Genomic DNA, 21,845 nt, shown 5'->3' with positions numbered 1-21,845 from the left:
CATCCGGTAAAAATGTTCCTATGGCTATCTCCGTTCCTTCTGATGCATCCGCCGCCGGCACCCCGGTTATGTCGGTTCCGTGGGTCCGGTGGACGGCGTTCGGTGCCGGCGTCGGTGCTGCGGCATCCACCGCGGTCCTGGCCGCCGCCTCCGGTCTGGGCATTTATTTTGCCCGCCAGGTAGTCACGCCGGCCCGTACGCGTGACGCGAACCTGGAGATCCTGGCGGTCACCGACAGCGAGCACGGCCGGCAGGTCATTCTCCCGGCGAACCTGGACACCACGGTTGAGGGCACCTACAGCCTGTATTTCGACGGCGGCGACGGGCACGCCCGGATTGGTGCCATCCGCTCCTATGTGCCGCGCGAGGGTACCGTGCAGCGGGACGTGGAAGAGGTGTACAGCGGTGACCTCAGCAAGGCCCGGCGCGGCTGGTGGAGCGGTTCCATCTATCCCTCGCCTGCCGCCGTCGGGCTGCCGGAAGAGGAAGTCTCCATTCCCGTGGAAGGCGGCGAAGCACCGGCCTGGCTGGTACGGACGCCCGGGGCGCAGACATGGGCGGTCATGGTCCACGGCCGCGGCGCCAGGCGTACGGAATGCCTGCGGGCACTGCGCACCGCCCGTGAAGCCGGCCTGACCAGCCTGGTGATTTCCTACCGCAACGACGGCGAGGCCCCCTACGCGCCGGACGGCCGCTACGGACTGGGCCTGACCGAGTGGCAGGACGTGGAAGCCGCCATCCAGTACGCACTGGACCACGGGGCCAGCGACGTGGTGCTGTTCGGCTGGTCGATGGGCGGAGCCATCAGCCTGCAGGCGGCGGACCGCTCGCCGCTGCGCCGCCACATCCGTGCCATGGTGCTGGACGGTCCGGTGATCAACTGGCTGAATGTCCTGTCCCACCATGCCCGGGTCAACCGGATTCCGGCGCAGGCCGGCCGGCTGGGCCAATGGCTGATCTCCAACGCGGCAGGCCGGGCGCTTACGGGCCTTGCCGCTCCGCTGGACCTCAAGAGCATGGACTGGGTCACCCGTGCGGAGGAAATCCGTATTCCGACGCTCATCCTGCACAGCAAGGATGACGACTTTGTGCCGTACGGGCCGTCGGCGGAACTGGCGGAAAAGAACCCGGACGTCATCACCTTCGAGCCCTTTACCCGGGCGGGTCACACCAAGGAATACAACGTGGATCCCGAGCGGTGGGAGCGCGTAGTGCTGGGCTGGCTCACGGATGCGCTGAGCCGCACCAGGCATCCCTCGGAGCACCGCACGGCGGAGTAACTCAAGCCAGCGGGCAGCCGTAGCGGACCTCGGTCAGCGGGGATCCGCGAAGCATCTCTGTTTTGACGGCGCCGTCCGGGCTGAGCCCCCTTCGTTCATAGAAGGTCCGTCCGCGGCTATTGGTCTCCAGCACCCAGACACGGACGGAGGTGTGCCCGCTTTCGCGCAGCTGAGCCAGTGCTGCCTCCCACAGGAGGCGCCCGATGCCCGAGCCGACGTACCCTTCCCGGAGGTACAGGGAGGTGACCTCACCGACCTGCGGGCCGGCGGACGGGATCCATTGCGTCGAGAACGGCATCCGGCATCAGGCCGCGATATGCCCATTGCCAGGCGGAGACATGCACCAGCCCGACGGCCGGCATGTCGTTTTCGGTGCTGCGGCGGATTTCGACGGTTGGCATTTTTGTATCCAACAACGGAAATGCCTATCAGCGCCAGTGAATGGTGCAGGTGACACTGATGCTCCTGATGCCGGTGATGCCGGTCGGGGTGCCCGGCGTCGTTGTACCCGGAGCCGCACATGCGAGACTGGCGCGTATGCGGAACCTGTACGTTGTCACCCATCCGGAGGCTGACCACCATGTCCGGAAGCTGGTGGGCGGGTGGTACGACTCGGCCCTGACGGACCGCGGGATCGTCGCGGCGCAGCGGATCGCGGCGGACCTGGGCGAACGGATTCCCAGACGGGAGACGGCACTGCTTTTTTCCTCGGACCTTCGGCGCACGCGCCAGACGGCGGACCCGATCGGCCAGCGGCTGGGCCTGTCAGTTCATCAGGACCGGAATCTTCGCGAACAGACCTACGGCATCGCGGACGGCACCCCTGCCGGGTCCACGCCGTATCTGCCCCCGCCGCCGCACGGGGACCGGATGCACCACTGGGACGGGAATGCCGGCTCCGAGATGAGGTTCCAATTGGCGGGCCGGGCCTACACCGCCCTCCATCGGATGCTGGCAGCCGGGGCGCAGGACACCGTGGCGGTCACCCACGGAGGTACGGCAACCTATCTTGTTGCAGCGTGGATCGGTCTTCCCCTCGAAGCCGCCGGCTATGTGAAGTTCCAGATCTCACCCGGCAGCATTACGCACCTGCGCGAGGACGATGTCTTCCACGACCGGCAGGTGGTTTCCCTGAATGACACGGCGCATCTCTAACACAGCGCATCTCTAACGCAGCGCATCTCTAACTGAGCGCATCGATGCCGTCCGCGCCTATCCCCGGACCGGGCCGGACCCCTTCTCGGGGTGCACGGCCAGGAAGATCGAATACCTGGTGCTGTCTGCTTCCTCGTCCGTTTCCTCTGCCTTGATCTCCTCCAGGATGCCCATGACCCGTTCCAGGAACCGGTCGTGTCCTTCCTTGGTCAGCTGCACCGCCAGTCGGGAGATCAGGACCTCCTCCGAGGCCGGGACCTGCCCCATTTCATCGACGAAGGCGCCGATCACGGCCTGGCGGACATCCAGGTCATGCCCGTCCTGCTCCAGCCGCCATGACTTTTCGGTGGCCAGATAGGGGACCTCGTACGCTCCGCTGGGGCCGGACCGGGCCTCCTGTGCCTCGACGAAGCCGGTGGCGACGAGTTTACGGACGTGGTAGAGCACCGTGGCGGGGTTGGCCCCCAGCCGGGTGGCGATTTCCTTGTTGGTGAGCTGTTCCTTGAAACAGAGCCGGAGGATCCGGAGCCGTATTGCGGAGGCGAGGGCTTTGGCTTCTTCCTCCGTGGGCGCGCGCCGCGGGGCCGGGCGGGGCTCTTGCGTCATGAGAGGCAGACTACCAGACACCCATTGACAAATCTCAATCGATTGTTCAAAGTCAATCGCATGACGACGGACATGGCATGACATCGGATGAGAATGCGGCAAACACGGACGCGGGTACCCCGGCACGGGCAGGCCGCGGGGTGCTGCGGGAGCACGACTTCCGCAGCCTCTTTTACTCCACGGCACTGAGCAGATTCGGGCAGGAGGTCTCCGGCCTGGCGCTTCCGCTGGTGGCTGTGCTCTCGTTGAACGCCGGCGAGCTGGAAGTGGGCCTGCTGGCTGCGATGAGCAGCGTGGCGTTCCTGCTGGTCGGACTGCCGGCAGGCGTCTGGGTGGACCGGCTCCGGTACCGGCACGTCCTGATTCTCTCCGACGTCATCCGGGCCGTGATCCTGCTGACGATTCCACTGGCCTGGTGGCTGGGAGTGCTGTCCATCTGGCAGCTTTACGCGGTGGCGCTGGTCACCGGCATCTTCAGCGTCTTCTTCGACGTGGCATATCAGAGCTGCCTTCCGCATCTGATCGGCCGCAGCCGGCTGGTGGACGGCAACGCCAGCCTGGAAACCGTGCGGTCCGTAGCCCAGCTGAGCGGCCCCGCGGTGGCCGGACAGCTCATTGCCTGGCTCACCGCGCCCGTCGCGCTGGCTCTGGATGCCCTGGCCATGGGTTTGTCGGCGCTCTTCGTCTTCCGGATCCGGAAACCGCAGGCCAAACCGGAGCGGGAGCCCGGGTCGAAGCTTTTCGCGGATATCGCGGAGGGTCTCCGCTTTGTTCTGGCCAACCCCCTGCTGCGCGCCATCGCCGGGTCCAGCGCCCTGTTTAACCTGGCGTTCTCCGCCTACATGGCGATGCTGATCTTTTTTCTTCCCCGCGAGATGGGTCTGGGATCAGGGCAAATGGGGCTCGTCTTTTCGGTGCTGGGGATCGGCGGGCTGCTGGGGGCCCTGGCCGCGAAGCGGGTAACCGTGTGGCTGGGCGAGGGCCCTGCCATCTGGATCACGGTGGCGGCAACGGCCCCTTTCGCCCTGCTCTGGCCGACAGCTACGAACGGCTGGTCCATCTGGCTGGGGGCGGCAGGCCTGGGGGTCGCGAGTTTCGGTGTCGTGATCTACAACATTGCGCAGGTCAGTTTCCGCCAACGGGTGACCCCCGACCGGCTGCTCGGACGGATGAATGCCACCATGCGGTTTCTGGTCTGGGGCACCCAGCCAGTCGGTGCGGTCCTCGGCGGAGTGCTGGGGCAGGCCTACGGAGCGCGGGCCGCGCTCTGGATTGCGGGTGCCCTGGCCTGCCTGGCCTTCCTTCCGGTTCTCCTGTCACCGCTGCGCGGGATGCGGCACCTTCCGGACGAGGACCCTTCCGGGCAGGTATCTCCTGAGGAACCTGTATCTTCGGTGAAGCACAGCCGTACCGATGGGGGACCCAATGCTGAGACGTGACCAATGCTGAACCATGACCAGGCCGGACTGCCGGCCGACTTCTTCCGTGCCTGGAACCAGGGGCTGCATCCGGACCTGTACGAAAGTGAAAACCGTGCCCTGGACCGGGAGGGGCATGTCTGGGCCGCCCTTGTCCGGCTCGCGCCCTGGGAGGACCGGATTCTCCTGGACCTGGGCTGCGGCACCGGGTTCTGGCTGCCGCGTTACGCGGAGCTGGCCGCCTCGGTGATCGGCGTCGAACCGGACCCTGAACTGCTGGCCGCGGCGCGGTCCCGGCCCGGCGGCGCCTCCGTGCTGCACGGCTCGGCAGAGCACATCCCCCTTCCGGATAATTCGGTGGACGTTGTCCATGCCCGGTTCGCGTACTTCTTCCCGTCGCCGCAGAATAACTGCTCCGCAGGCCTGGCCGAAGTCCTGCGCGTGCTGCGGCCGGGCGGATCCCTGGTGGTGATCGACAATGACCAGAACGACGGCGAGTTTGCGGACCTGCTCGACGCCGCCAACGCGGCCGCCGGTCAGGGCGACGGCGGGTACATTGCCGCCTGGTGGAAGGAAAGGGGCGCATCCACCACGACAGTGATGAGCAGTTGGACCTTCGACCGGCCGGAGGACCTCGCAGATGTCCTCCGGATGGAATTCCCCGACGGCACCGGGGCCGGCTGGGTTGCCCGGAACCCGGGACGGACCCGGCTCAGCTACGGCTACGCCCTGCACCACCTCTCCAAAGGAGAGCCGAACCGCCGCTAGGCAGGCACGGCAGCAATCGGAGCGGTGATGGCATGGGTCAGCCGGATCAGGTCAAAGGGAGACAGCCCGATCTGCAGCCCCCGCCGCCCGCCCGACACATACACGGTGTCCAGCAGCTCCACCCGGTTATCGATTCCGGCAGGGGAGGAATGTTTCTGCCCGAGCGGGGAAATGCCGCCCACCACGTAGCCGGTGCGTTTCTCCGCCTCATGCCGGTCCGCCATGACGGCCTTGCGTGCACCCATCAGGGCGGCGAACTTCTTCAGGTCCAGGTTCAGTGCCACCGGCACCATGGCCACGGCCAGATGCCCGCCCAGATCCACCATCAGGGTTTTGTAGACGGACTCCGGCGGCAGCTGAAGCTTCTCCGCCGCTTCCAGCCCGTAGGAGGGCGCTCCGGCATCGTGCTCATAGTGACGCACGGTGTACGCGACCTTGGCCTGATCGAGCAGCCGCGTGGCCGGCGTCGCGCCCTTGCCCGAATGCTTGTCCCGGTTTCCTGCCATCACTGATGCCTTCCGCTGCGAGGGATTGAGGAGCTGGAGGGAGCCGGTTATTCCTGCGCGAGTTTCTCGTGCTGGGCAAGCCGGCGCTTGATACGTCCCAGCATGGCGGACATTCCCCGCATGCGCAGCGGAGTGATGGCGCGGGTGAGGCCAAGCCGGTCAGGAACATCGGCCGGCACGGCGAGGATCTGCGCCGCGGGCAGCCCGTTCAGCCCTTCGTACAGCACGCCGGCGAAGCCGCGGGTGGTGGGTGCCTCCCGCGGTGCCTTGAAGAACAGCGTGACCAGGTGCTCGGGGGAGTCGTCCACGTCCAGGCTCAGGAATACCGGCGACTGGCATTCCACCACCTGTTCCAGCAGCTCGGGCCGGTCGGCAATGTCAGGGGGCAGGTCCGGCAGGCCGAGGGAGAATTCCAGCAGCAGCTCAAGCCGCTCGGCCTCCTCCATCGCCTGGAAATCATCAATGATCTCGGCCAGGGAGTCCGGGACGGCGGTATCGGGAGTGGCAGTCATAAGGCGGTTCTTTCTTGATGCAGTGGAAATCAGCGGGGTGCGTTGCCGGGCTCTTCGCCGCGGGCAATCGGAACGCGCACGGCGTTGCCCCACTCGGTCCAGGATCCGTCATAGTTACGCACGGAGTCGAAGCCGAGCAGGTGCTTGAGCACAAACCAGGTGTGGCTGGAACGTTCGCCGATACGGCAGTAGGCCACGACGTCGTCGCCCTCCTTCAGGCCGGCACCGTCCTTGTAGAGTGCCTCGAGTTCCTCACGGGTGCGGAAGGTGCCGTCTTCGGCGGCGGCCTTGCCCCACGGCACGGACTTGGCGGTGGGAATGTGCCCGCCCTTCATGGCGCCTTCGTCCAGGTAATCGGGCATGTGCGTGCGTTCGCCGGTGTACTCGGCGGGGGAGCGCACATCGATGAGCGGTCCCTTGCCCAGGTGTCCGACGACGTCGGGCAGGAATGCGCGGATCTCTTCGTCGCGCCGTTCCACCACGGGGTAGTCGGTGGGCTGAACGGAGACCTTGTCCGTGGTCATCGGCCGGCCTTCTGCAATCCACTTGTCCCGGCCGCCGTCCAGCAGGCGGACATCTTCGTGGCCGAACAGGGTGAAGACCCACAGGGCATAGGCGGCCCACCAGTTGCTCTTGTCGCCGTAAATCACCACGGTGGAATCGCGGGTGATTCCCTTCCGGGACATCAGGTCGGCGAAGGCGGCCCCGTCCACGAAGTCGCGGGTGTCGGTGTCGTTGAGGTCGGTGTGCCAGTCGATTTTCCGCGCGCCGGGAATGTGGCCGGTTTCGTAGAGCAGGATGTCCTCGTTGGATTCCAGGACCACCAGCTTGTCCAGGTCCTGCGATTCCACGCGTTCCGCGAGCCACTGCGTGGACACCAGGCGCTCCGGGTGCGCGTAGGCGGCGAACTTGGGGTTATGGTCAGCGGCGATCGACATACGTAGGGCTTCTTTCCTCGGCTATGGGCTTCTTCTAAGCCTAACGACGCCGGAGGACGAAAACTTCCAATGCCTGCCTAACCTGTGGCGGCACCGGGCGGCAGGCGCAGTGCCAGGACCACGACGGCGGCCCCGACGACGGCGAACAGGGCCTCCAACGGCTGGAACTCGATAACGGCCGTTTCCCATACTTCCAGGCCCACCAGGCCTGCCCCGGCCGCGACGGCCAGCGGCCGGGCCGCCCGGTGCCGGCGCAGCTGCAGCAGCCCGGTGGCCAGATACCCTCCGCCGCAGCCGGCGGCCAGGAGGAGTCCGGGAAGCCGCCAGTCCGTAAAGGGGGTGCGCCGCAGGACGTGCGGGTCCGCGTGCAGGAAGGCGCCGTCGGGACGCACCGCCAGGAGGATGCCGCCGCCCAGCGCAGCGGCAGCCGTGCCGAATTCCAGGCCGAGCAGGGTTCGTTCTGCACGGCTGCGCCGAGGAGTCATGAGTCGAGTATTGGCCGCGTTATGGCGGGCGTCCAGAGGCAGAGGGTCGGGGCCTGCCGGGTGGCTCCTCAAGAAGGGTCAGTGGACATTGTCGGCATGCGACGACGAATGGATTGGCGGTGAAATCCTTCGGAGAGTATGGAGGACTTCCAAGACCGCTGCCCGTTGGAGGGCTTCCGGACGGCAGAGGACGTCAACGCGCCTGGCCAGCGGCAGATCGCGGATGGGTTTGAGGACAATTCCGCTGCCGGCAGGCGGGGATGCGGTGTGGCGGGGCATGAGTGCGACGGCGGGTCCAGCGGAGACGATCGCGGCGGCAATAAAGAACTCGTTGATCCGGTGTGTGACCTTAAGGGGCTGACCGGCATGGACGGCAATTGCCTGGAGGGCAGGCACGAGCGGGAAGCCGTGCTGGACAGAAACCCATTCTTCGTCGATGAGGTCGGCGATACCGACGCTGGGTGCGTCGGCAAGCCGGTGCCGCACTGACATAGCGACGTCCAGGGGCTCCCGCACCAATGGCAGCACGGTGATGGATTCGGGCCACGGCGGACTGTGCTCGAGGCGGTGCGCTATGACCAGATCGTAATCGGCAGTCAGGGCAGGAAAATCTTCCTGTCCCACGTCCCTGTCGCTGCAGACGATGCCCGGTTTCCCCTCTCCGGCCAGGGCCTGCACCAGGGGTCCGAAGTAGGTCAGGCCGGCACTGTTGAACGCGCAGAGGCTCACCGTTGCCCGGGGGTCCTGGAGATACTGGCTGACGGCCTGCTCGGCGGAGCGCATTGCAACGCTGATGTCGACGGCGGCGCGGGCCAGGGCCTGACCGGCACCGGTGAGGACGAGATTGCGTCCCCGCCGTTCGGTGAGGGGAGCCTCGACCCGGCGTTGCAGCGCCGACAGTTGCTGCGACACGGCAGAGGCGGAGACGTGGAGCGCGCGGGCGACGGCGGCAAGGCTGCCGCGTTCGCCCAACTCCCGAAGCAACTGCAACTGATGAAGATCCATAAGGGCAATCTAAACTATTAATTCACTAAGTGCCCTCTCGTCTTATCGGTTAAGTGCCATAAGACTTGTCGGGTGCCCTCATCATCCCTGACCCCCTCCCCGCGAATCCGGACTGAACCACAACGCCGGTTGTCTTCGCTGCTTGCTGCACGCAGGGTGGATCTCCTGCTTCTATTGGTCGCCGTCGCCTGGGGCAGCAGCTACCTTGCAGCCAAAACCCTGACCGGGACGGTGGGAGTCACCGTCATCCTCTCGCTGCGTTTCCTCATCACCACGCTGGCACTGGCACTGATCTGGCTGATCGGGAACCGCCGCCGGGCCGGACGCCGCGAACTCGTGACCGGTGTCATCCTGGGTTTCACGCAGGCGGCGGTACTTCTCCTCGAAACCCAGGGGATCTCCGGCACCAGCGCCACGAATGCCGGACTGATCATCAGCCTCGTCATTGTTTTCACCCCCTTCACCGAAAGCGTTGCCTTCCACGTACGGCTGCCGCGGATGCTATTCGTCGCAGCGGTTACAGCGGTGGTGGGCGTGTGCCTGCTCGTCTCCGGCGACGGATTTGCTGCCCCGACCCTTGGAGACCTGCTCGTGCTGGCAGCTGCCGCAGTACGATCCATCCATGTCACGGCAGTCTCCGCCCTGACCCGGGGGCGCGGTTACAGTGCGCTGCATCTGACCCTGACCCAAAGCGCGGTCTGCGCCGTCGTTTATACCCTCGCCGATTACCAGGGTGTGCTTCGGGCAGTGCACGGTTTCGACGCGGGCCAATGGCTGGGCGTGCTCTACCTTGGGGTGGCGTGCAGCGTGTTTGCGTTCCTCGTCCAGACCTGGGCCATTCAACAGACCTCGGCCTCCCGGGCGAGCCTGCTCATGGGCACCGAACCTATCTGGGCCGTCCTCATCGGGATCACCATCGGCCGGGAAACCCTCACCGTGCTGGGCGTTATCGGTGCCGCACTCATCATTACCGGGACCTATCTGGGGCTGCGGGCCGAAACACGCCACCGGGCAGCAACGGTGCCGGCGGGCCGGGAATCCGCTGTGAAGCCTTAGGCAGGGTCCTGCTGAACAGTACGTATTCGCCGCTCCTTGGCGGGTGCTGGAAAATCTGATTCCCGGTCGCGGTGGCGTATCGTGTGCAGGGCGGCAAAACACCGCCAGACAAGAGCATCAGAACCGGCAGACCCCTTGCCGGCCGGGCAGGGAACGGACGGACAACGCGAAGTGGCACAACTGGAGCACCTGACAGAGCGGACTCCCCAGGTATCGGTAGACGAGCTGCTGAAGGGGTTCTATCCGTCCCCGAGGTTCGGCAGCGTGTCCTTTGATTCCTACCGGCCCGATCCGGCACAGCCCTCGCAGGCGCAGGCCGTAGAAGCGATGCGCGGGTTCGCCGTCGGCGTCGATACGCCCGAGCCCAGCGGACTGCGGAAGTTCTTCGGCGGCAAAAAGCCCCAGGCCAAGGCCGGATTTTATCTGGACGGCGGCTTCGGCGTCGGCAAGACCCACCTGCTGGCCTCGCTGTGGCACGCCGTGGAAGGTCCCAAGGCCTTCGGTACGTTCGTGGAGTACACCAACCTGGTGGGCGCAATGACGTTCCGCAAGACCGTGGACGCCCTGAGCGCGTACAAGCTCGTCTGTATTGACGAGTTCGAGCTCGACGATCCGGGCGACACCGTGCTCATGTCCCGCCTGATGCGGGAACTGGCCGACGCCGGCGTCAAGCTTGCTGCCACGTCCAACACCCTGCCGGGTTCCCTGGGTGAGGGCCGCTTTGCCGCCGTCGATTTCCAGCGTGAGATTCAGGTCCTGGCGGACCAGTTCGACGTCGTCCGCATTGACGGCGAGGATTACCGCCACCGCGGCCTGCCGGAGTCCCCGGCGCCGTTGGAGGACGCCGAGCTGGAACAGCGGATGGAAACCGAGTTCAGCGGCAAGACCGTAGCGGCCGATGACTTCTCCGCACTGATCTCCCATCTCTCCAGCGTTCACCCGAGCCGCTACCGGCAGCTCATTGACGGTGTGGACGCCGTCGTCTGGCACAACGTGCAGACCATCACCGAACAGTCCGTGGCACTGCGGTTTGTGGTGCTGGCGGACCGCCTCTACGACAAGGACGTGCCGATCCTGGCCAGCGGGGTGCCCTTCGATCAGCTGTTCACGAAGGAAATGATGGGCGGCGGCTACATGAAGAAGTATTTCCGTGCCGTCTCCCGCCTGACCGCCCTGGCCCGTGAAGGCCAGACCGGCGAGGAATCCTAAACACCCCTTAAAAGGCGAAAGCGCCGGTGCCGCCTCGCGGCGGGACCGGCGCTTCCCCTTGTCGTGCCCGGAGGGCTGATTAGGCCGGAGGCGTCTGTTCGGGACCGTTGCCGGCGCCCGGACCGCCGCTGCGGTTGGTCTTATCCACCGCTTCGGAGACCTTGCTCTGGAAACCATCGATCTTGCTGGAGTACTTGCGGCCGGTCTTCTGGTCCACGAAGTTCCCTGCCTGATCAATGCCGCCCTTGATCTTGTCGGCATTCTGACCGACAAATCCGGTGGCCTTTTCCTTCAGCTCACCGGCCCTGCCCTTGAGCTCGTCAAATACAGACACGGATCACCTCCTTTCACAGGGGAAACCCGCTCGTTTCCCGTTCCCGTCAATCGTAGGCCGGGCGCGGGGTAGAGGAAAGATCTTTCCTCTACCGGCATAGCTAGTCCTCCGACCCGTCGTTAAGGCCGCCGTTGTCGGCGTGCCCGTGATGTCCGCCGCGGTGGTGATGGTGGTAGCCGCGGCAGTTGTCATCCAGTTCGATCCGGATGATGCTGCTGGCCGGCGGCGCGGGTTCGGCCGGCGGCTCTGTGACCGGCGGTTCCTCCGCGCCCGGCTCCTGCGGTGCGCCTCCGGCCAGCACATCCACGGACGCATACAGGCTGTCCCCGCGCAGTTCCAGGGCGGCCGGCTGGTTGACCTCCAGGAACAGCTGGGGGGTGCCTGTCCCGGCGGGCACCACGGAAATCCGGTTGCCGAATAGTTCTGCCACGAAGATGTCCCCGTTGTCGTTCACCGCCAGTCCGGTTGCCCCGACGAATCCTGAGGCCACCAGCTCCGGCGTGCCCGTCACCGGATTGATTCGGTAGACCGATCCGGGGGCGCCGGCGTCAAACGCCCCCGGCAGCGAAGTCACGTACAGGGCGCCGTCGGGTCCGCGTTCGACGTCGGTCGGGACGGGTTCCGCCTGGTAGGTGAGTCCGCCGATGCACTCGGGAAACCCGAGGCCCGCAGGGAAGGTAAACGGAATCGGCGGCAGCACGGCAACCGTGGAGACACTGCCGTCGTAACCGGCCAGCACCAGGGCATTCATCCCGGCGTCGGCCACGACTATTCCGTTCCGGCCCGGCAGGGAAGCAACCGGGTTGGAGTCCCGCAGGCCGGTGTAAGGCGCAGGTTGGATGCCTTCCGGCAGCTGAGCGGCACAATCGGCGGGAACCGCTTCCTCGAAGCCGTAGGTATTGATGCCGTCCGGGTTTGCAGCATATTCATAGCCGGCAATGTCGGCGACTGTCCGAACGGTGCCGTTCCGGTCAACGGACTGCAGCAGCCCGATGTTTGTTGCCGGATCCCGCGAGTCCTGCCCGGCACTCACCGAGAAGTAAGTGGTGCCGCGTGTGCGGGAGACGGAAGCGGTGCCATACGGCTGGTCCTGCGGTGCCGCAGCAAGGAGTTCAGTTCCGCCGCCGTTGGTGACCCGGCTGACGATCCCGGCGAAAGACTGGGCTACGTCAATGGTGCCCCCACGGCCGACGGCGAAGCTCAGGGGGCCGGCCAGCCCGCCGGCGACGGTGGTTACCTCCCCGGCAGCGGGAACGGGCGGTGGTGATGGCGGGTGGTGCCGGCCTCCGGCGGACGCAGGTGAGGCCATGAGCCCCAGAGCTGCGGCTGCGGCGAGGACGGCGAGTGCGGGTGATGATTTCTTCACGGTGTTCTCCTCAGCATTGGTGTGTGCAATGCGAGACTTGCCTCCGGGCCTCCCGTGGTTTCCCCTCCACGCCCCCTGCCGAGGCAGTGAAAGCCTAGGGGCGGCTGAGTGCCGCGAACACGTAGCTTTTGCACATGGGCCGGCTCGGCGTTCAGAAAAACCAAGTAGTCCCCGCGGTGCCTATGCGAGTATTCCGGCTGCATGCCTGGCTCGAGGTGCTGTCCACCGGGCGGGCGTGGCTCCAGAGGTCCTGGGGTTTCGGGTGGTTCACTGGGGCCATATCATCGATGCCCTACCGCCCACGCACGAGGACCGATCGATGCCTGCACACACGTTGACCCCCGGGGACCCGTCCCCGCTGCCGGAGCACACCCGCCGGCCAATTCCGCATGGACGGGCAGCTGTGACGGCGGTCGTCGGTTGGGTGTTCCTTGGACTCGGCCTAGGTGTGGCGATCGGAATCTCGGAAGCCCTGGGTCAGTCTTTTGGCTGGGGGCGGCTGGCTGAAGTCCTGCTGCAGGCACTCCTGATGACCGCCATTGTGGTGCCGGGCATCGTGGCGCTGCGTCGTAGGCTGGACCACCGCGGTCTGGACGGGCTCGGCGTCAGCCGGTCAGTCGTCCGCCCGCTGACCCTGGGCGTCGCCGTCGGCGCCGTGACCGGACTTCTCGTCTGGCTGCCCGCCGGTCTGGCCGGGTGGATACGTGTGGAACAGGTCGACGTCGCCGCTTTCCTGGGCTTCCTCCTCTTGAACGGCGTGGTGCTGGCCCTCTACGAGGCGTTTCCGGAGGAACTGGCCCTGCGGGGGTATGTCTGGACGAACCTGCGGGATGGCTGGGGGACCGCGGTCGCGACGCTGGTGACCACGGCCCTGTTCCCGTTCATTGGAGTGGTGGTTGGTCCGGTCCGGTGGGCTGTCACCACGGTGCTCGGGGGCGACGGCGGGCACATCGAGGTGTTCCCGGCAGGCAATGACCCGGTTGTCTATATCGTGCAGCTGGTGCTGTTCGGGCTGGCGCTCATAGCGGCCCGCCGAATCCCTCTGTCCGGGGCGTTGCTGGTGGCGGTTGCATTCCACTGGACGCAGCTGACGGTCACCCGCACGGTCCTGGGCGGAACAGGCTGGCTCGACTCGGGATGGGCCATCGCGTGGGTCGAGCCGGATGCGATCGTCCTCGTCCTGGTGCACATAGTCCTTGCCGGCATTGTCTTCGTAGCCATACGGCGGCGGTTGGAGCGCCGGGCCGGTCGAACCGGCGCTGCAAACGAAGGCACTGCATCCCCTTAGTCTTGTTCGGCCATCGCAAGGAGGCGGGCGCGGGCGGCTTTGAGTTCAGCCGCAGTCAGGTAGGGGGTTCCGACAGAGGCCGCGAGTCCTTCAGCCGCATAGCGGATAATCAACGACAGGACGGAATCGATACCGTCGGCGTCGAAGGCTTTCCGCCATTTCTCCGCATCTGCCTTAAGCACCTCCTGGCCGGTCTGGTCACTCCCGATAATGAGCAGGAGCGAACCGGCCGAGAAGACGTCTCGTGCTGCGGCGTCGTCGTCGGTCAAAGTCCGGATGTACGCGCGGAGCAGCCTGCCCGGCCGGTCCTCTGATAAATCCAAGCGCTCGTGGACCGCGTCCCGGAAGCGCTGTGACACGTCCACCAGGATTGCTTCTTCAAGGGCGCTTCTGGTGGTGAAGTGGTGGGTCAACGCACCCTTGGACACTCCGGCTGCTGCCGCAATGTCAGCCAGGCTGACGTTCGCGCCGTGCGTGTGGAACATTCGGGACGCGGCGTCGATAATTGCTCGCCGGGTCCGTTCCTTGTCGCGCGTTGCTATCGATTCAGCGGGTTCCATGAGGTTCTCCGGTGTTCTGGTCCGACGGGATGAGCTGCCAGGCGATAACCGCGGCCACCACCAGCAGCGCGGCAGCAATAAACGATGTCACCTGCATGCCGTGCGTGAACGCCTGCTGCGCCAGGGCCAGCAATGCGTCATCGGTTCCGCCCAGTTCGCCGGCGGCGCTGGCCAGGGAATCCTGCAACGCCGCCGCCGCTTCGGGCGGGGTGCCGGCGGGAACCTCCAGCTCCGCCCGGTAGAGGGCGGTCTGGACCGATCCGAGGACACCGATGCCCAGGGCAACACCGAGCTCATAGGCCGTCTCGGCGATAGAGGATGCGGCACCGGCACGTGCCGGCGGAGCCGCAGCCACCACGGCATCCGTGGACAGTGTCATGGCCAGGCCCGTCCCCAGGCCGATTACTGCCAGCGCAATGCCGATGCCCGTGTAACTGGGCAGTCCTTCCGTCGCGCCGAGCAACGTCAGCCCCACAGCGCCAATAAGCAGGCCGGTTGCAATGGCACGGCCCAAGCCCAGCTTGGACAAGGCGAACCCGACCACACCTACAACGGCCAGGGAAGCAACCGTCGCGGGCATTTCGGCCATGCCGGCCCAGAAGGGGGAGTATCCGCGGACCAATTGCAGGTATTGGGAGAAGAAGAACAGCAGTCCGAAGAAGGCAAAGATGGAAAGCGCGTTGGCGGCAACCGCTCCGCCGAAGGCTGGAATGCGGAACAGGCTGATGTCGACCAGGGGTGTTTCCAGCCTTTGCTGCCGACGGACGAAAACCCACCCGGCGGCCAGACCAAGGATGAGGCCCGGGAAGACGGACCCATCGATCCCGTGACCGACCACCTGCTTGACGGCATAGACCACCGGCACAATGGCCAGTACGGAAAGCACGGCGGAAACGAGGTCGATTCTTCCGGCGTCGGGATTGCGCGACTCGGGGAGGAGCCAAATGCCAAGGACCACGATGAGGGCGATCACCGGAACGTTGATCAGGAAGACCGAACCCCACCAGAAGAATTCCAGCAGGGCGCCGCCTACCAGCGGCCCGACCGCGCCGCCTGCCATTGCTCCGGCAGACCAAATAGCTATGGCCCGCGTCCGCTGGATCGGATCGTGGAACAGGTTGCGGATGATCGACAGGGTTGACGGCATGATGGTCGCGCCGGCAATACCCAGCAAAGCGCGGGCTGCAATCAGGATCTCCGCGGAAGGCGCGAAGGCCGCCAGCAGAGAGGCGCCGCCGAACGCGATGCTCCCGATCATCAGGAGCCGTTTACGGCCGATCCGGTCCGCGAGGTTGCCCATGGTTACCAGCAGCCCGGCCAGGACAAACGAATAAATGTCACCGATCCAGAGGATCTGTGTCGCGGTAGGCGCAAGCTCGGCAGTCAGTGCGGGGACAGCCATGTAGAGGACGGTTCCATCAATGGCCAGCAGGGTCACGGCCAGGATCAGGACGATGAGCGCGAGCCATTCCTTGCGCCCCGCCTTGGCCGGAGAGATGTGGGGGTACGTGCTCATGCCCCTAGGCTAACAAACCATATGGTTCGTTGCCGTGGATGTCAGGCGGCCGCCGCACGTCGGCATAAGACGCTGCTCAGCCGATCCAGGAACGCATCGTGTCGATCAGCGGCCCGGTAGGCCTGCCGATCAGCTTGGAGAGCTCTCCCGGCGCTGGAGCCAGAGCGCCGTCGCGCATGTTGGCATTGAGCGTGCCCAGGAATCCAGCGGTCCCTTCATCGAGTCCGAGGCCGATCAGTTGTTTCTGTTCCTTCGCCGGTGTCAGGACCTCGTAGCGGACGGGGATGCCAAGCACCTCCTGCGCGGCAGCCGCGAACTCCGTGTAGGTCCAGGCCGTGTCCCCGGACAGCTCATAGGCCTTGCCATCATGGCCCGGAGTGCTCAGCACGACGGCGCCCGCCTCGGCATAGTCCCGGCGCGGAGCGCTGGCAATGCGGCCTGAACCCACACTGTTGGCAATGACGCCCGTCCGGCGTGCGGCGTCGAACTCCTGCCGGTGGTTTTCCGTGTACCAGCCGTGGCGCAGAAAGGTCGACGGTATGCCGGAGGCGGTGATAAGTTCCTCCGTGGCCCGATGCTCCGGAGCGAGGGCGAGCACCGTCGTCGGCGCGTCAAGAACCGATGTGTAGGCCAGCTGGCGGACCCCGGCATTCTTCGCCGCTTCCACGGCGGCAGCGTGCTGCGGCACACGCCGTCCCGGTTCGCTCATGGAAATAAGCAGGACCTTTTCGACGCCGTCCAGTACGCCGGCTGCGGTGGCGGCGTCGTTGAGGTCAACCCTTGCCGTACGCAGGCCGCGGCCGGCAAGCTCGGCCAATCGGTCCCGGTTTCGGCCCAGGGCAAGGATGTTCCCCGGGGCGGTGCCGCGTTCGATCAGGGAGTCGATGGTGAGGCCGCCGAGCTGTCCGGTGGCACCGAAGATGGCAACATTCATGGGTAGTTCCTTTCAATGAAGTCCCGAATGCCAAGCCCGGCTGCAGGAGTCGGTGACAGACTAGGACGCCGCTGCCTACGTCGCCAGCGAGGCAAGTGAACGGTAGCGTTTGCATATCGACAGCCGGCAGCCGGCAGCCGGCCACGCAGAACGCAGAAGGGGGCACCATGTATTCGCGGAGATTGGCTGGGGGCGTCAGGTTCACAGAGCGCCCTCCCGGTTGGCTTCGGTGGGGAGGCGGTGCCTTCCTGGCGGCCGTTGGGGGCGCGTTAGCCGCCGGGGCATCCGCCGATTCGGTCTGGCCGCTGTATTTAGCCGCCGCAGGACTCCTGCTCGCCGCCGGCTGGTGGTGCTTCCTTGCGCGGATCACGGTCGCGGTGAACCAGCAAGCCGCCACCCTGAGAGGACCCCTGTGGAAGCGCGCCATTCAGCGCCAAAACATACAGGACATCACGGTGGCCAAAGATCACGGCCTGAATACCGGGTTGGTGAACTGGCCGGTCACACGGCATGCACGCGGTTCCCTGACGAGGCTGAACCTGGGCGGCGCCGGTGCCGTGACATTCTCCGACGCCGGTGGACACCGCTACCAGGTGGTGCTGGCGGATCTCTCTGCGGCCGAGGACCTGGCGGAGGCACTCAGGTCCTGATGTTTTTCTTCTGCAGGATGATCTCGGTCTCGACGGGCATGAAACCAAGCCGGGTGTTGATGGAACGCATCCAGGCATTCTGATCATCGCTGCTCGTCCGGACCCTGGAGACATTTCCATTCTCAACAGCACGGTGCAGCGACGCGAGCTTCACGGCAGCCCCGAGTCCGTGGCCGCGGTGTCCGGTAACCACAAGCGTTCCTTCAATCTGCGCCGGGCGGTCGGGGTCGGCCGCGGCAAGCAGACAGGTCCAGGCCGCCACATTTGCGTTCAGGTCCAGGGCAATGGATTCAATGACCGTGTGTCCCTGGGCCACCCACAAGTCGATTTCCTCCGCGTATTCAGCGGGGGAGACCGGGGTCTCGCCCCAGCCGAGCTCACCGTTGGGGGCCTCGGCGTCCACCAGGCCTTTGATCTGTCCCACTTGTTCCCGGAACCGTTCCGGGACGCCGTTGACGTACGTCGAGATCTCGTAGCCCGGCGCCGCCGTCGGGCCGGTCAGCCGGGCATCGCGGAGGTCAAGTTCGACGACGGTCTCGGTGGTCGCCGCGGCATAGCCCAGCGGGGAGGCGAACTTCCGGGTGAGCGCAGCGATTTCGGCTGTGGTGGAGCGGTAGGCGCTTGCCACGAACCGTGCGGTCGACGCCGGACTCGCATCTTCCGCTGCACGGGCCAGGGCGGACCCAACTCCCGTGTTCTGGTGGGCAGGATCAACCCAGACGAATATCCACGCTGTGTCCGGGGTGTCTGCTGAATTCATCCCGGCAGCAAAGCCAAGCAGTGTCGTCCCGTCCCAGGCACCGACGAGGTGATTCTGCCAGCCGTTGGGTGTGCGCCACCCGAGAATGCGTGCTTCCCGGCCGAGCGGGGTCCATCCGGTCCGGACATATTGGTTAGCTGCGCACTCAACGCGGTACGCAGCGGCCATGTCGGCGTCATCAGAGAGGTCCAGCGGGCGGATGTCCATGGACGACACTCTAGGCAGTTAAAACACTTCCGGCACAGGGCCGGTCAGCGCTGGTTACGCGTTGTTGTTGCTGTGTCCGCGGTGGCCGGACTTGGCTAGGCCACGGGCAACCATCAGGCCAACCGTGAGGAAGGTGATGTATTCCATTGCCTGCGCGGCGTTGAACGCGTCAAGGCCGTTTTCGCTGGCGTTGTCGCCGACAACCGCAGCCGTGATGATCGTGGCGATAACCGCCAGGACGTATACGGCGAATTCGAGGGTCCGCGTGGATACCTTGATGTCGTTGGCGTTGCGAACGGTGGTGGTGTTGTGATCGTTGTGAGTCTGCGTATTCGCCATGTGGGTCTCCTAAGTAGTGGTGTGAGCGGCCTGGCGGCCATGCAACTTTGATCCCGCTACTGAAACCATGTCGACATTTTCTCTACTGCAGAGACTTTATGCGTAGGACAACTAATAAGCAAGCTTACATATGGCGCCCCGGGTGTCGCCCTGGTGGAGGAAACGCTTAAACAAAAAAGGAACAGGCGAAAACCTGTTCCTTCTTAGCCGGCTGTTAGGGCCGGGGGAGAGCGGACGACGGGATTCGAACCCGCGACATCCACCTTGGCAAGGTGGTGCTCTAGCCAGCTGAGCTACGTCCGCAAAAGAAGACAATCGAAACTGTCCGTGCGCGATACTGGGATCGAACCAGTGACCTCTTCCGTGTCAGGGAAGCGCGCTACCGCTGCGCCAATCGCGCCCGACTGCCCGGCCCGTTCAGGATAACTCCTGGAAAACCTTAGGCAGCAGGGAGAGCGGACGACGGGATTCGAACCCGCGACATCCACCTTGGCAAGGTGGTGCTCTAGCCAGCTGAGCTACGTCCGCAAGAAAAGCACTGAAACAGTACTGTTCGTGCGCGATACTGGGATCGAACCAGTGACCTCTTCCGTGTCAGGGAAGCGCGCTACCGCTGCGCCAATCGCGCCCATAAATGGGTCATTACAATCCACTGTGGAGGTGGGGACGGGATTCGAACCCGCGTATACGGCTTTGCAGGCCGCTGCCTCGCCTCTCGGCCACCCCACCGTAACCGCCGCATAAAGCTTTGGAGAACCGACCCGGAAACCGGGGCAGCTTGTACAGTGACTTGCGAGCGGACGACGGGATTCGAACCCGCGACATCCACCTTGGCAAGGTGGTGCTCTAGCCAGCTGAGCTACGTCCGCACGTTGAAGAAGGTGTGGGTTATTTGCCTCTGGATTGCTTGCGCTTTCCGCGGCGAACCCCCGCTTTCCAACGAAGAAAAACTCTATAGGACGTTTGCGGGTTCGTCCAATCGGCCCCGGAAACGGCGCTGGTTTGGACTCGCGGCAGATCTGGGCTAGCATCTTTACTCGTTGGAGTGCTTCCGGGCGCACCAGCAAGTCGGGGCGATTGGCGCAGTGGTAGCGCGCTTCGTTCACACCGAAGAGGTCACTGGTTCGAACCCAGTATCGCCCACCCTCAAAGGCCGTTGCTTTCCTTGCGAAAGCGGCGGCCTTTTTTGTGTCCTTCTGGCGGTTATTCGCTGTGAGGTGTAGTCAGGAGGCCTGCATCCCTGGCTATGCCCTCCGGCGATCGGAGCAAACCGTGTCCCATCCGCAGTCCAGCCCTTTGGAAACGCCGGTAGACGGCCTGCTTGCCACCTCCGCGGTGCGTCTGCCGTACCAGCATGATGTGCTCCTGCGCTCCTTCGTCCTCGAACGTCAGGAAGGCAACCTGATCATCTACAACTCCCCGGGCGTGACCGGTTCCGGGGAGGCAATTGGGGAGCTCGGCGGCGCCGCGGGGCTGTTGATCAACCACGAGCATGAGGCCATGTACGGTCCACCGGAGATCGACGTCGATACATATGTCCACCAACTGGACCGGGCAGCGGTGGAATCTTCGCTTCCGGTGGCCGGAGTCTTTACGGGGCATCAGATGATCGGCCGCGATCTGGAGGTTATCCCGACGCCGGGCCACACCGCGGGGACCACAAGTTACCTCTGGGACAACGGGGACCGCCGGTTTCTCTTCACCGGAGATTTCATTTGGATTGACCACGGGGAATGGAAAGCCGTGGTCCTTGAGGAGCACCTTCGCGGTGACTACCTGGACAGCCTTGCACTGGTCCGCGATCTCGACTTTGACGTCCTCGTCCCCTGGGGGACCACGGAAGACGGCCCCTCCTATGGATTGGTCAGGACCCCGGGCGAGATCCGCGACCGCATCGACGCTATTATCCGCAGGGTTCACGGGGGTGGAAGCCGCTAGCAGCGGGCGCACGGTGCCGAGCAGCAGACTGTCACCGCCGGGTGGCAGACTGGAAACATGACTGAACCAGCATTGGCACACGCCACCGAATACGGCCGGATGTACTCGCGGTCGCTTTCCGAGCCGCCCACGGTCCCGTCCATCACTACGGTGATCTCCCAGGGGTCCACGTCCCTCGACGGATGGCACAGCTACATGGCGGCCTCCGCCGTGGTCAAGGATCCCAAACTGACTGCGGCACTCGGCAGCCCCTCACAGCTGCGTTCCGTGGTGAAGGAAGCCTCCTCGGCCTCCGAACGCTACCGGGACGCCGCGGCCCAGCGCGGTACCCGCGTCCACTACTACTGCGAGCAGGTGGCACTGCGTGCCCTGGACCGGCCGCACGAGGTCGAACGCGCACGTGAAGAGCTTTCCGCCCGCGGCGAGCACCAGTTCGCTGACCGGTTCGACGAATGGTGGAAGCTCTACGACGTACAGCCCCTCGCCCCGGAAATCACCGTGTGGAACGCGGAGCTGGGCTACGCCGGCACCCTGGACCTGGTGGCACGGATTGGCGGCCGGCTGTGCCTGATCGATTACAAGACCAAGAACACTGACCGCGACGGCCAGGTCAAGCAGCTGGATGACAAGGTGGTGATGCAGCTGGTCGCCGGGATGAAGGCGCAGGAATCGCTGGTGGACGCCGGTGCCGGCATCTGGGAGCCGTGGGCCTACGGTCAGAGCCCGCTTCTGCTGGGCGTCGCAGTGGGGCAGACCGAGGTGCGGCCCATGCGGGCCAACCCGGATGTGCTTCCCCAGCACTGGTTCAAGTTCTGCGCGCTGCGCCGTGTCTGGCAGACCAGCATTGATGCAGTGGCCGCCGGCCGGGCCCTGCTGCCCGTGCCGCCGCCTCCTGTGGGTGCACACGAAACCCCTGCCCCGCAGGCTGTGCCTCCGGAAGCCCCCGGCCCGGAGACTGCCGATCCGCAGACTTCGGTGCCGGCAGGTGCTCCCCGGCCCTAATCGTCCCGGTCAG

General features: G+C 65.3%; 24 protein-coding genes and 7 tRNA genes. 11 read left to right on the top strand and 20 right to left on the bottom strand.

What is annotated here, in order from left to right; translation table 11 throughout:
* Positions 1 to 20 precede the first annotated feature (20 nt).
* Positions 21 to 1,280 carry an alpha/beta hydrolase family protein gene (locus GD627_RS09870; protein WP_146362277.1) on the top strand — a complete coding sequence of 420 codons (1,260 nt, stop codon included), beginning with the start codon at positions 21 to 23 and terminating at the stop codon, positions 1,278 to 1,280.
* Position 1,281: 1 nt separating this feature from the next.
* Here GD627_RS09870 and GD627_RS09865 read toward each other — a convergent pair whose 3' ends face one another.
* On the bottom strand, positions 1,282 to 1,578 hold the full coding sequence (locus GD627_RS09865) for a GNAT family N-acetyltransferase (RefSeq protein WP_152272341.1): 297 nt from the start codon (positions 1,576 to 1,578) through the stop codon (positions 1,282 to 1,284).
* Between the two features lie 143 nt (positions 1,579 to 1,721).
* Between GD627_RS09865 and GD627_RS09860 the strand changes: the two genes are divergently transcribed.
* Positions 1,722 to 2,435 carry a histidine phosphatase family protein gene (locus GD627_RS09860; RefSeq protein WP_246165420.1) on the top strand — a complete coding sequence of 238 codons (714 nt, stop codon included), beginning with the start codon at positions 1,722 to 1,724 and terminating at the stop codon, positions 2,433 to 2,435.
* A gap of 57 nt (positions 2,436 to 2,492) precedes the next feature.
* On the opposite strand, the gene GD627_RS09855 is transcribed toward GD627_RS09860, so the two are convergent.
* Positions 2,493 to 3,041, bottom strand: coding sequence for an ArsR/SmtB family transcription factor (locus GD627_RS09855; RefSeq protein ID WP_152272340.1), 549 nt, complete (start codon positions 3,039 to 3,041; stop codon positions 2,493 to 2,495).
* A gap of 77 nt (positions 3,042 to 3,118) precedes the next feature.
* Here GD627_RS09855 and GD627_RS09850 point away from each other — a divergent pair, with 77 nt between their 5' ends.
* Together GD627_RS09850 and GD627_RS09845 are read left to right on the top strand one after the other, a co-directional pair.
* Entirely contained in the window at positions 3,119 to 4,480 is a 1,362-nt protein-coding gene (locus GD627_RS09850; protein ID WP_152272339.1) for an MFS transporter, read from the top strand.
* 3 nt (positions 4,481 to 4,483) lie between these two features.
* Complete coding sequence (locus GD627_RS09845) at positions 4,484 to 5,227, top strand: class I SAM-dependent methyltransferase (protein WP_152272338.1); 744 nt, start codon at positions 4,484 to 4,486, stop codon at positions 5,225 to 5,227.
* On the opposite strand, the gene ybaK is transcribed toward GD627_RS09845, so the two are convergent.
* From ybaK to GD627_RS09820, 5 genes are all read right to left on the bottom strand, one after another.
* Entirely contained in the window at positions 5,224 to 5,733 is a 510-nt protein-coding gene (gene ybaK / locus GD627_RS09840) for a Cys-tRNA(Pro) deacylase (RefSeq protein ID WP_152272337.1), read from the bottom strand. The genes GD627_RS09845 and ybaK overlap by 4 nt on opposite strands.
* A gap of 47 nt (positions 5,734 to 5,780) precedes the next feature.
* Positions 5,781 to 6,245 (bottom strand): SufE family protein, encoded by a 465-nt coding sequence (locus GD627_RS09835; protein WP_146362273.1) that lies wholly within the window; start codon positions 6,243 to 6,245, stop codon positions 5,781 to 5,783.
* Between the two features lie 29 nt (positions 6,246 to 6,274).
* Positions 6,275 to 7,183 carry a sulfurtransferase gene (locus GD627_RS09830; protein WP_152272336.1) on the bottom strand — a complete coding sequence of 303 codons (909 nt, stop codon included), beginning with the start codon at positions 7,181 to 7,183 and terminating at the stop codon, positions 6,275 to 6,277.
* 77 nt (positions 7,184 to 7,260) lie between these two features.
* The gene (locus GD627_RS09825; protein WP_152272335.1) at positions 7,261 to 7,668 is read right to left on the bottom strand and encodes a hypothetical protein; all 408 of its coding nucleotides are present in this window, start codon (positions 7,666 to 7,668) and stop codon (positions 7,261 to 7,263) included.
* A gap of 78 nt (positions 7,669 to 7,746) precedes the next feature.
* On the bottom strand, positions 7,747 to 8,673 hold the full coding sequence (locus tag GD627_RS09820; protein WP_152272334.1) for a LysR family transcriptional regulator: 927 nt from the start codon (positions 8,671 to 8,673) through the stop codon (positions 7,747 to 7,749).
* A gap of 72 nt (positions 8,674 to 8,745) precedes the next feature.
* Between GD627_RS09820 and GD627_RS09815 the strand changes: the two genes are divergently transcribed.
* Positions 8,746 to 9,729 carry a DMT family transporter gene (locus GD627_RS09815; protein WP_246165419.1) on the top strand — a complete coding sequence of 328 codons (984 nt, stop codon included), beginning with the start codon at positions 8,746 to 8,748 and terminating at the stop codon, positions 9,727 to 9,729.
* Between the two features lie 171 nt (positions 9,730 to 9,900).
* Positions 9,901 to 10,938 carry a cell division protein ZapE gene (gene zapE / locus GD627_RS09810; RefSeq protein WP_152272333.1) on the top strand — a complete coding sequence of 346 codons (1,038 nt, stop codon included), beginning with the start codon at positions 9,901 to 9,903 and terminating at the stop codon, positions 10,936 to 10,938.
* Between the two features lie 79 nt (positions 10,939 to 11,017).
* Here zapE and GD627_RS09805 read toward each other — a convergent pair whose 3' ends face one another.
* Positions 11,018 to 11,272, bottom strand: coding sequence for an antitoxin (locus tag GD627_RS09805; RefSeq protein WP_152272332.1), 255 nt, complete (start codon positions 11,270 to 11,272; stop codon positions 11,018 to 11,020).
* 100 nt (positions 11,273 to 11,372) lie between these two features.
* Complete coding sequence (locus tag GD627_RS09800; protein ID WP_152272331.1) at positions 11,373 to 12,638, bottom strand: ScyD/ScyE family protein; 1,266 nt, start codon at positions 12,636 to 12,638, stop codon at positions 11,373 to 11,375.
* Between the two features lie 448 nt (positions 12,639 to 13,086).
* On the opposite strand from GD627_RS09800, the gene GD627_RS09795 reads away from it, so the two are divergent.
* Positions 13,087 to 13,926: a CPBP family glutamic-type intramembrane protease gene (locus GD627_RS09795; protein WP_194266023.1), complete on the top strand. Its 840-nt coding sequence runs from the start codon at positions 13,087 to 13,089 to the stop codon at positions 13,924 to 13,926.
* Here GD627_RS09795 and GD627_RS09790 read toward each other — a convergent pair.
* The 3 genes from GD627_RS09790 to GD627_RS09780 form a co-directional block, all read right to left on the bottom strand.
* A complete protein-coding gene (locus GD627_RS09790) occupies positions 13,923 to 14,486 on the bottom strand; it encodes a TetR/AcrR family transcriptional regulator (protein ID WP_152272329.1) in 564 nt (187 codons plus the stop codon). The genes GD627_RS09795 and GD627_RS09790 overlap by 4 nt on opposite strands.
* Positions 14,473 to 16,002, bottom strand: coding sequence for an MFS transporter (locus GD627_RS09785; protein ID WP_152272328.1), 1,530 nt, complete (start codon positions 16,000 to 16,002; stop codon positions 14,473 to 14,475). The genes GD627_RS09790 and GD627_RS09785 overlap by 14 nt, the downstream gene beginning before the upstream one ends.
* Positions 16,003 to 16,078: 76 nt before the next feature.
* A complete protein-coding gene (locus GD627_RS09780; protein WP_152272327.1) occupies positions 16,079 to 16,936 on the bottom strand; it encodes an NAD(P)H-binding protein in 858 nt (285 codons plus the stop codon).
* 455 nt (positions 16,937 to 17,391) lie between these two features.
* Between GD627_RS09780 and GD627_RS09775 the strand changes: the two genes are divergently transcribed.
* A complete protein-coding gene (locus tag GD627_RS09775; RefSeq protein ID WP_152272326.1) occupies positions 17,392 to 17,586 on the top strand; it encodes a hypothetical protein in 195 nt (64 codons plus the stop codon).
* Here the strand turns inward: GD627_RS09775 and GD627_RS09770 are convergent.
* From GD627_RS09770 to GD627_RS09735, 8 genes are all read right to left on the bottom strand, one after another.
* A complete protein-coding gene (locus tag GD627_RS09770; protein ID WP_152272325.1) occupies positions 17,576 to 18,553 on the bottom strand; it encodes a GNAT family N-acetyltransferase in 978 nt (325 codons plus the stop codon). The two genes, GD627_RS09775 and GD627_RS09770, sit on opposite strands and share 11 nt — an antisense overlap.
* A 54-nt stretch (positions 18,554 to 18,607) precedes the next feature.
* Complete coding sequence (locus GD627_RS09765) at positions 18,608 to 18,892, bottom strand: hypothetical protein (RefSeq protein WP_152272324.1); 285 nt, start codon at positions 18,890 to 18,892, stop codon at positions 18,608 to 18,610.
* 229 nt (positions 18,893 to 19,121) lie between these two features.
* A tRNA-Gly gene (locus GD627_RS09760) sits at positions 19,122 to 19,195 on the bottom strand.
* Positions 19,196 to 19,220: 25 nt separating this feature from the next.
* Positions 19,221 to 19,292, bottom strand: a tRNA-Val gene (locus GD627_RS09755).
* A 54-nt stretch (positions 19,293 to 19,346) separates the two neighbouring features.
* Positions 19,347 to 19,420: transfer RNA gene (locus tag GD627_RS09750), tRNA-Gly, on the bottom strand.
* A gap of 28 nt (positions 19,421 to 19,448) precedes the next feature.
* A tRNA-Val gene (locus GD627_RS09745) sits at positions 19,449 to 19,520 on the bottom strand.
* 27 nt (positions 19,521 to 19,547) lie between these two features.
* Positions 19,548 to 19,621, bottom strand: a tRNA-Cys gene (locus tag GD627_RS09740).
* Positions 19,622 to 19,687: 66 nt separating this feature from the next.
* Positions 19,688 to 19,761, bottom strand: a tRNA-Gly gene (locus GD627_RS09735).
* 202 nt (positions 19,762 to 19,963) lie between these two features.
* Here GD627_RS09735 and GD627_RS09730 point away from each other — a divergent pair.
* From GD627_RS09730 to GD627_RS09720, 3 genes are all read left to right on the top strand, one after another.
* Positions 19,964 to 20,035: transfer RNA gene (locus GD627_RS09730), tRNA-Val, on the top strand.
* Between the two features lie 129 nt (positions 20,036 to 20,164).
* Complete coding sequence (locus GD627_RS09725; RefSeq protein ID WP_194266022.1) at positions 20,165 to 20,830, top strand: MBL fold metallo-hydrolase; 666 nt, start codon at positions 20,165 to 20,167, stop codon at positions 20,828 to 20,830.
* 57 nt (positions 20,831 to 20,887) lie between these two features.
* The gene (locus GD627_RS09720) at positions 20,888 to 21,832 is read left to right on the top strand and encodes a PD-(D/E)XK nuclease family protein (RefSeq protein WP_152272323.1); all 945 of its coding nucleotides are present in this window, start codon (positions 20,888 to 20,890) and stop codon (positions 21,830 to 21,832) included.
* Positions 21,833 to 21,845 lie beyond the last annotated feature (13 nt).

Origin of the sequence: Arthrobacter yangruifuii (assembly GCF_009192775.1) — a bacterium.
GTDB classification, from domain to species: domain Bacteria; phylum Actinomycetota; class Actinomycetes; order Actinomycetales; family Micrococcaceae; genus Arthrobacter_B; species Arthrobacter_B yangruifuii.
Note: the sequence above shows the minus strand (reverse complement) of the source record. Positions and strands in the feature narration are given on the sequence as shown.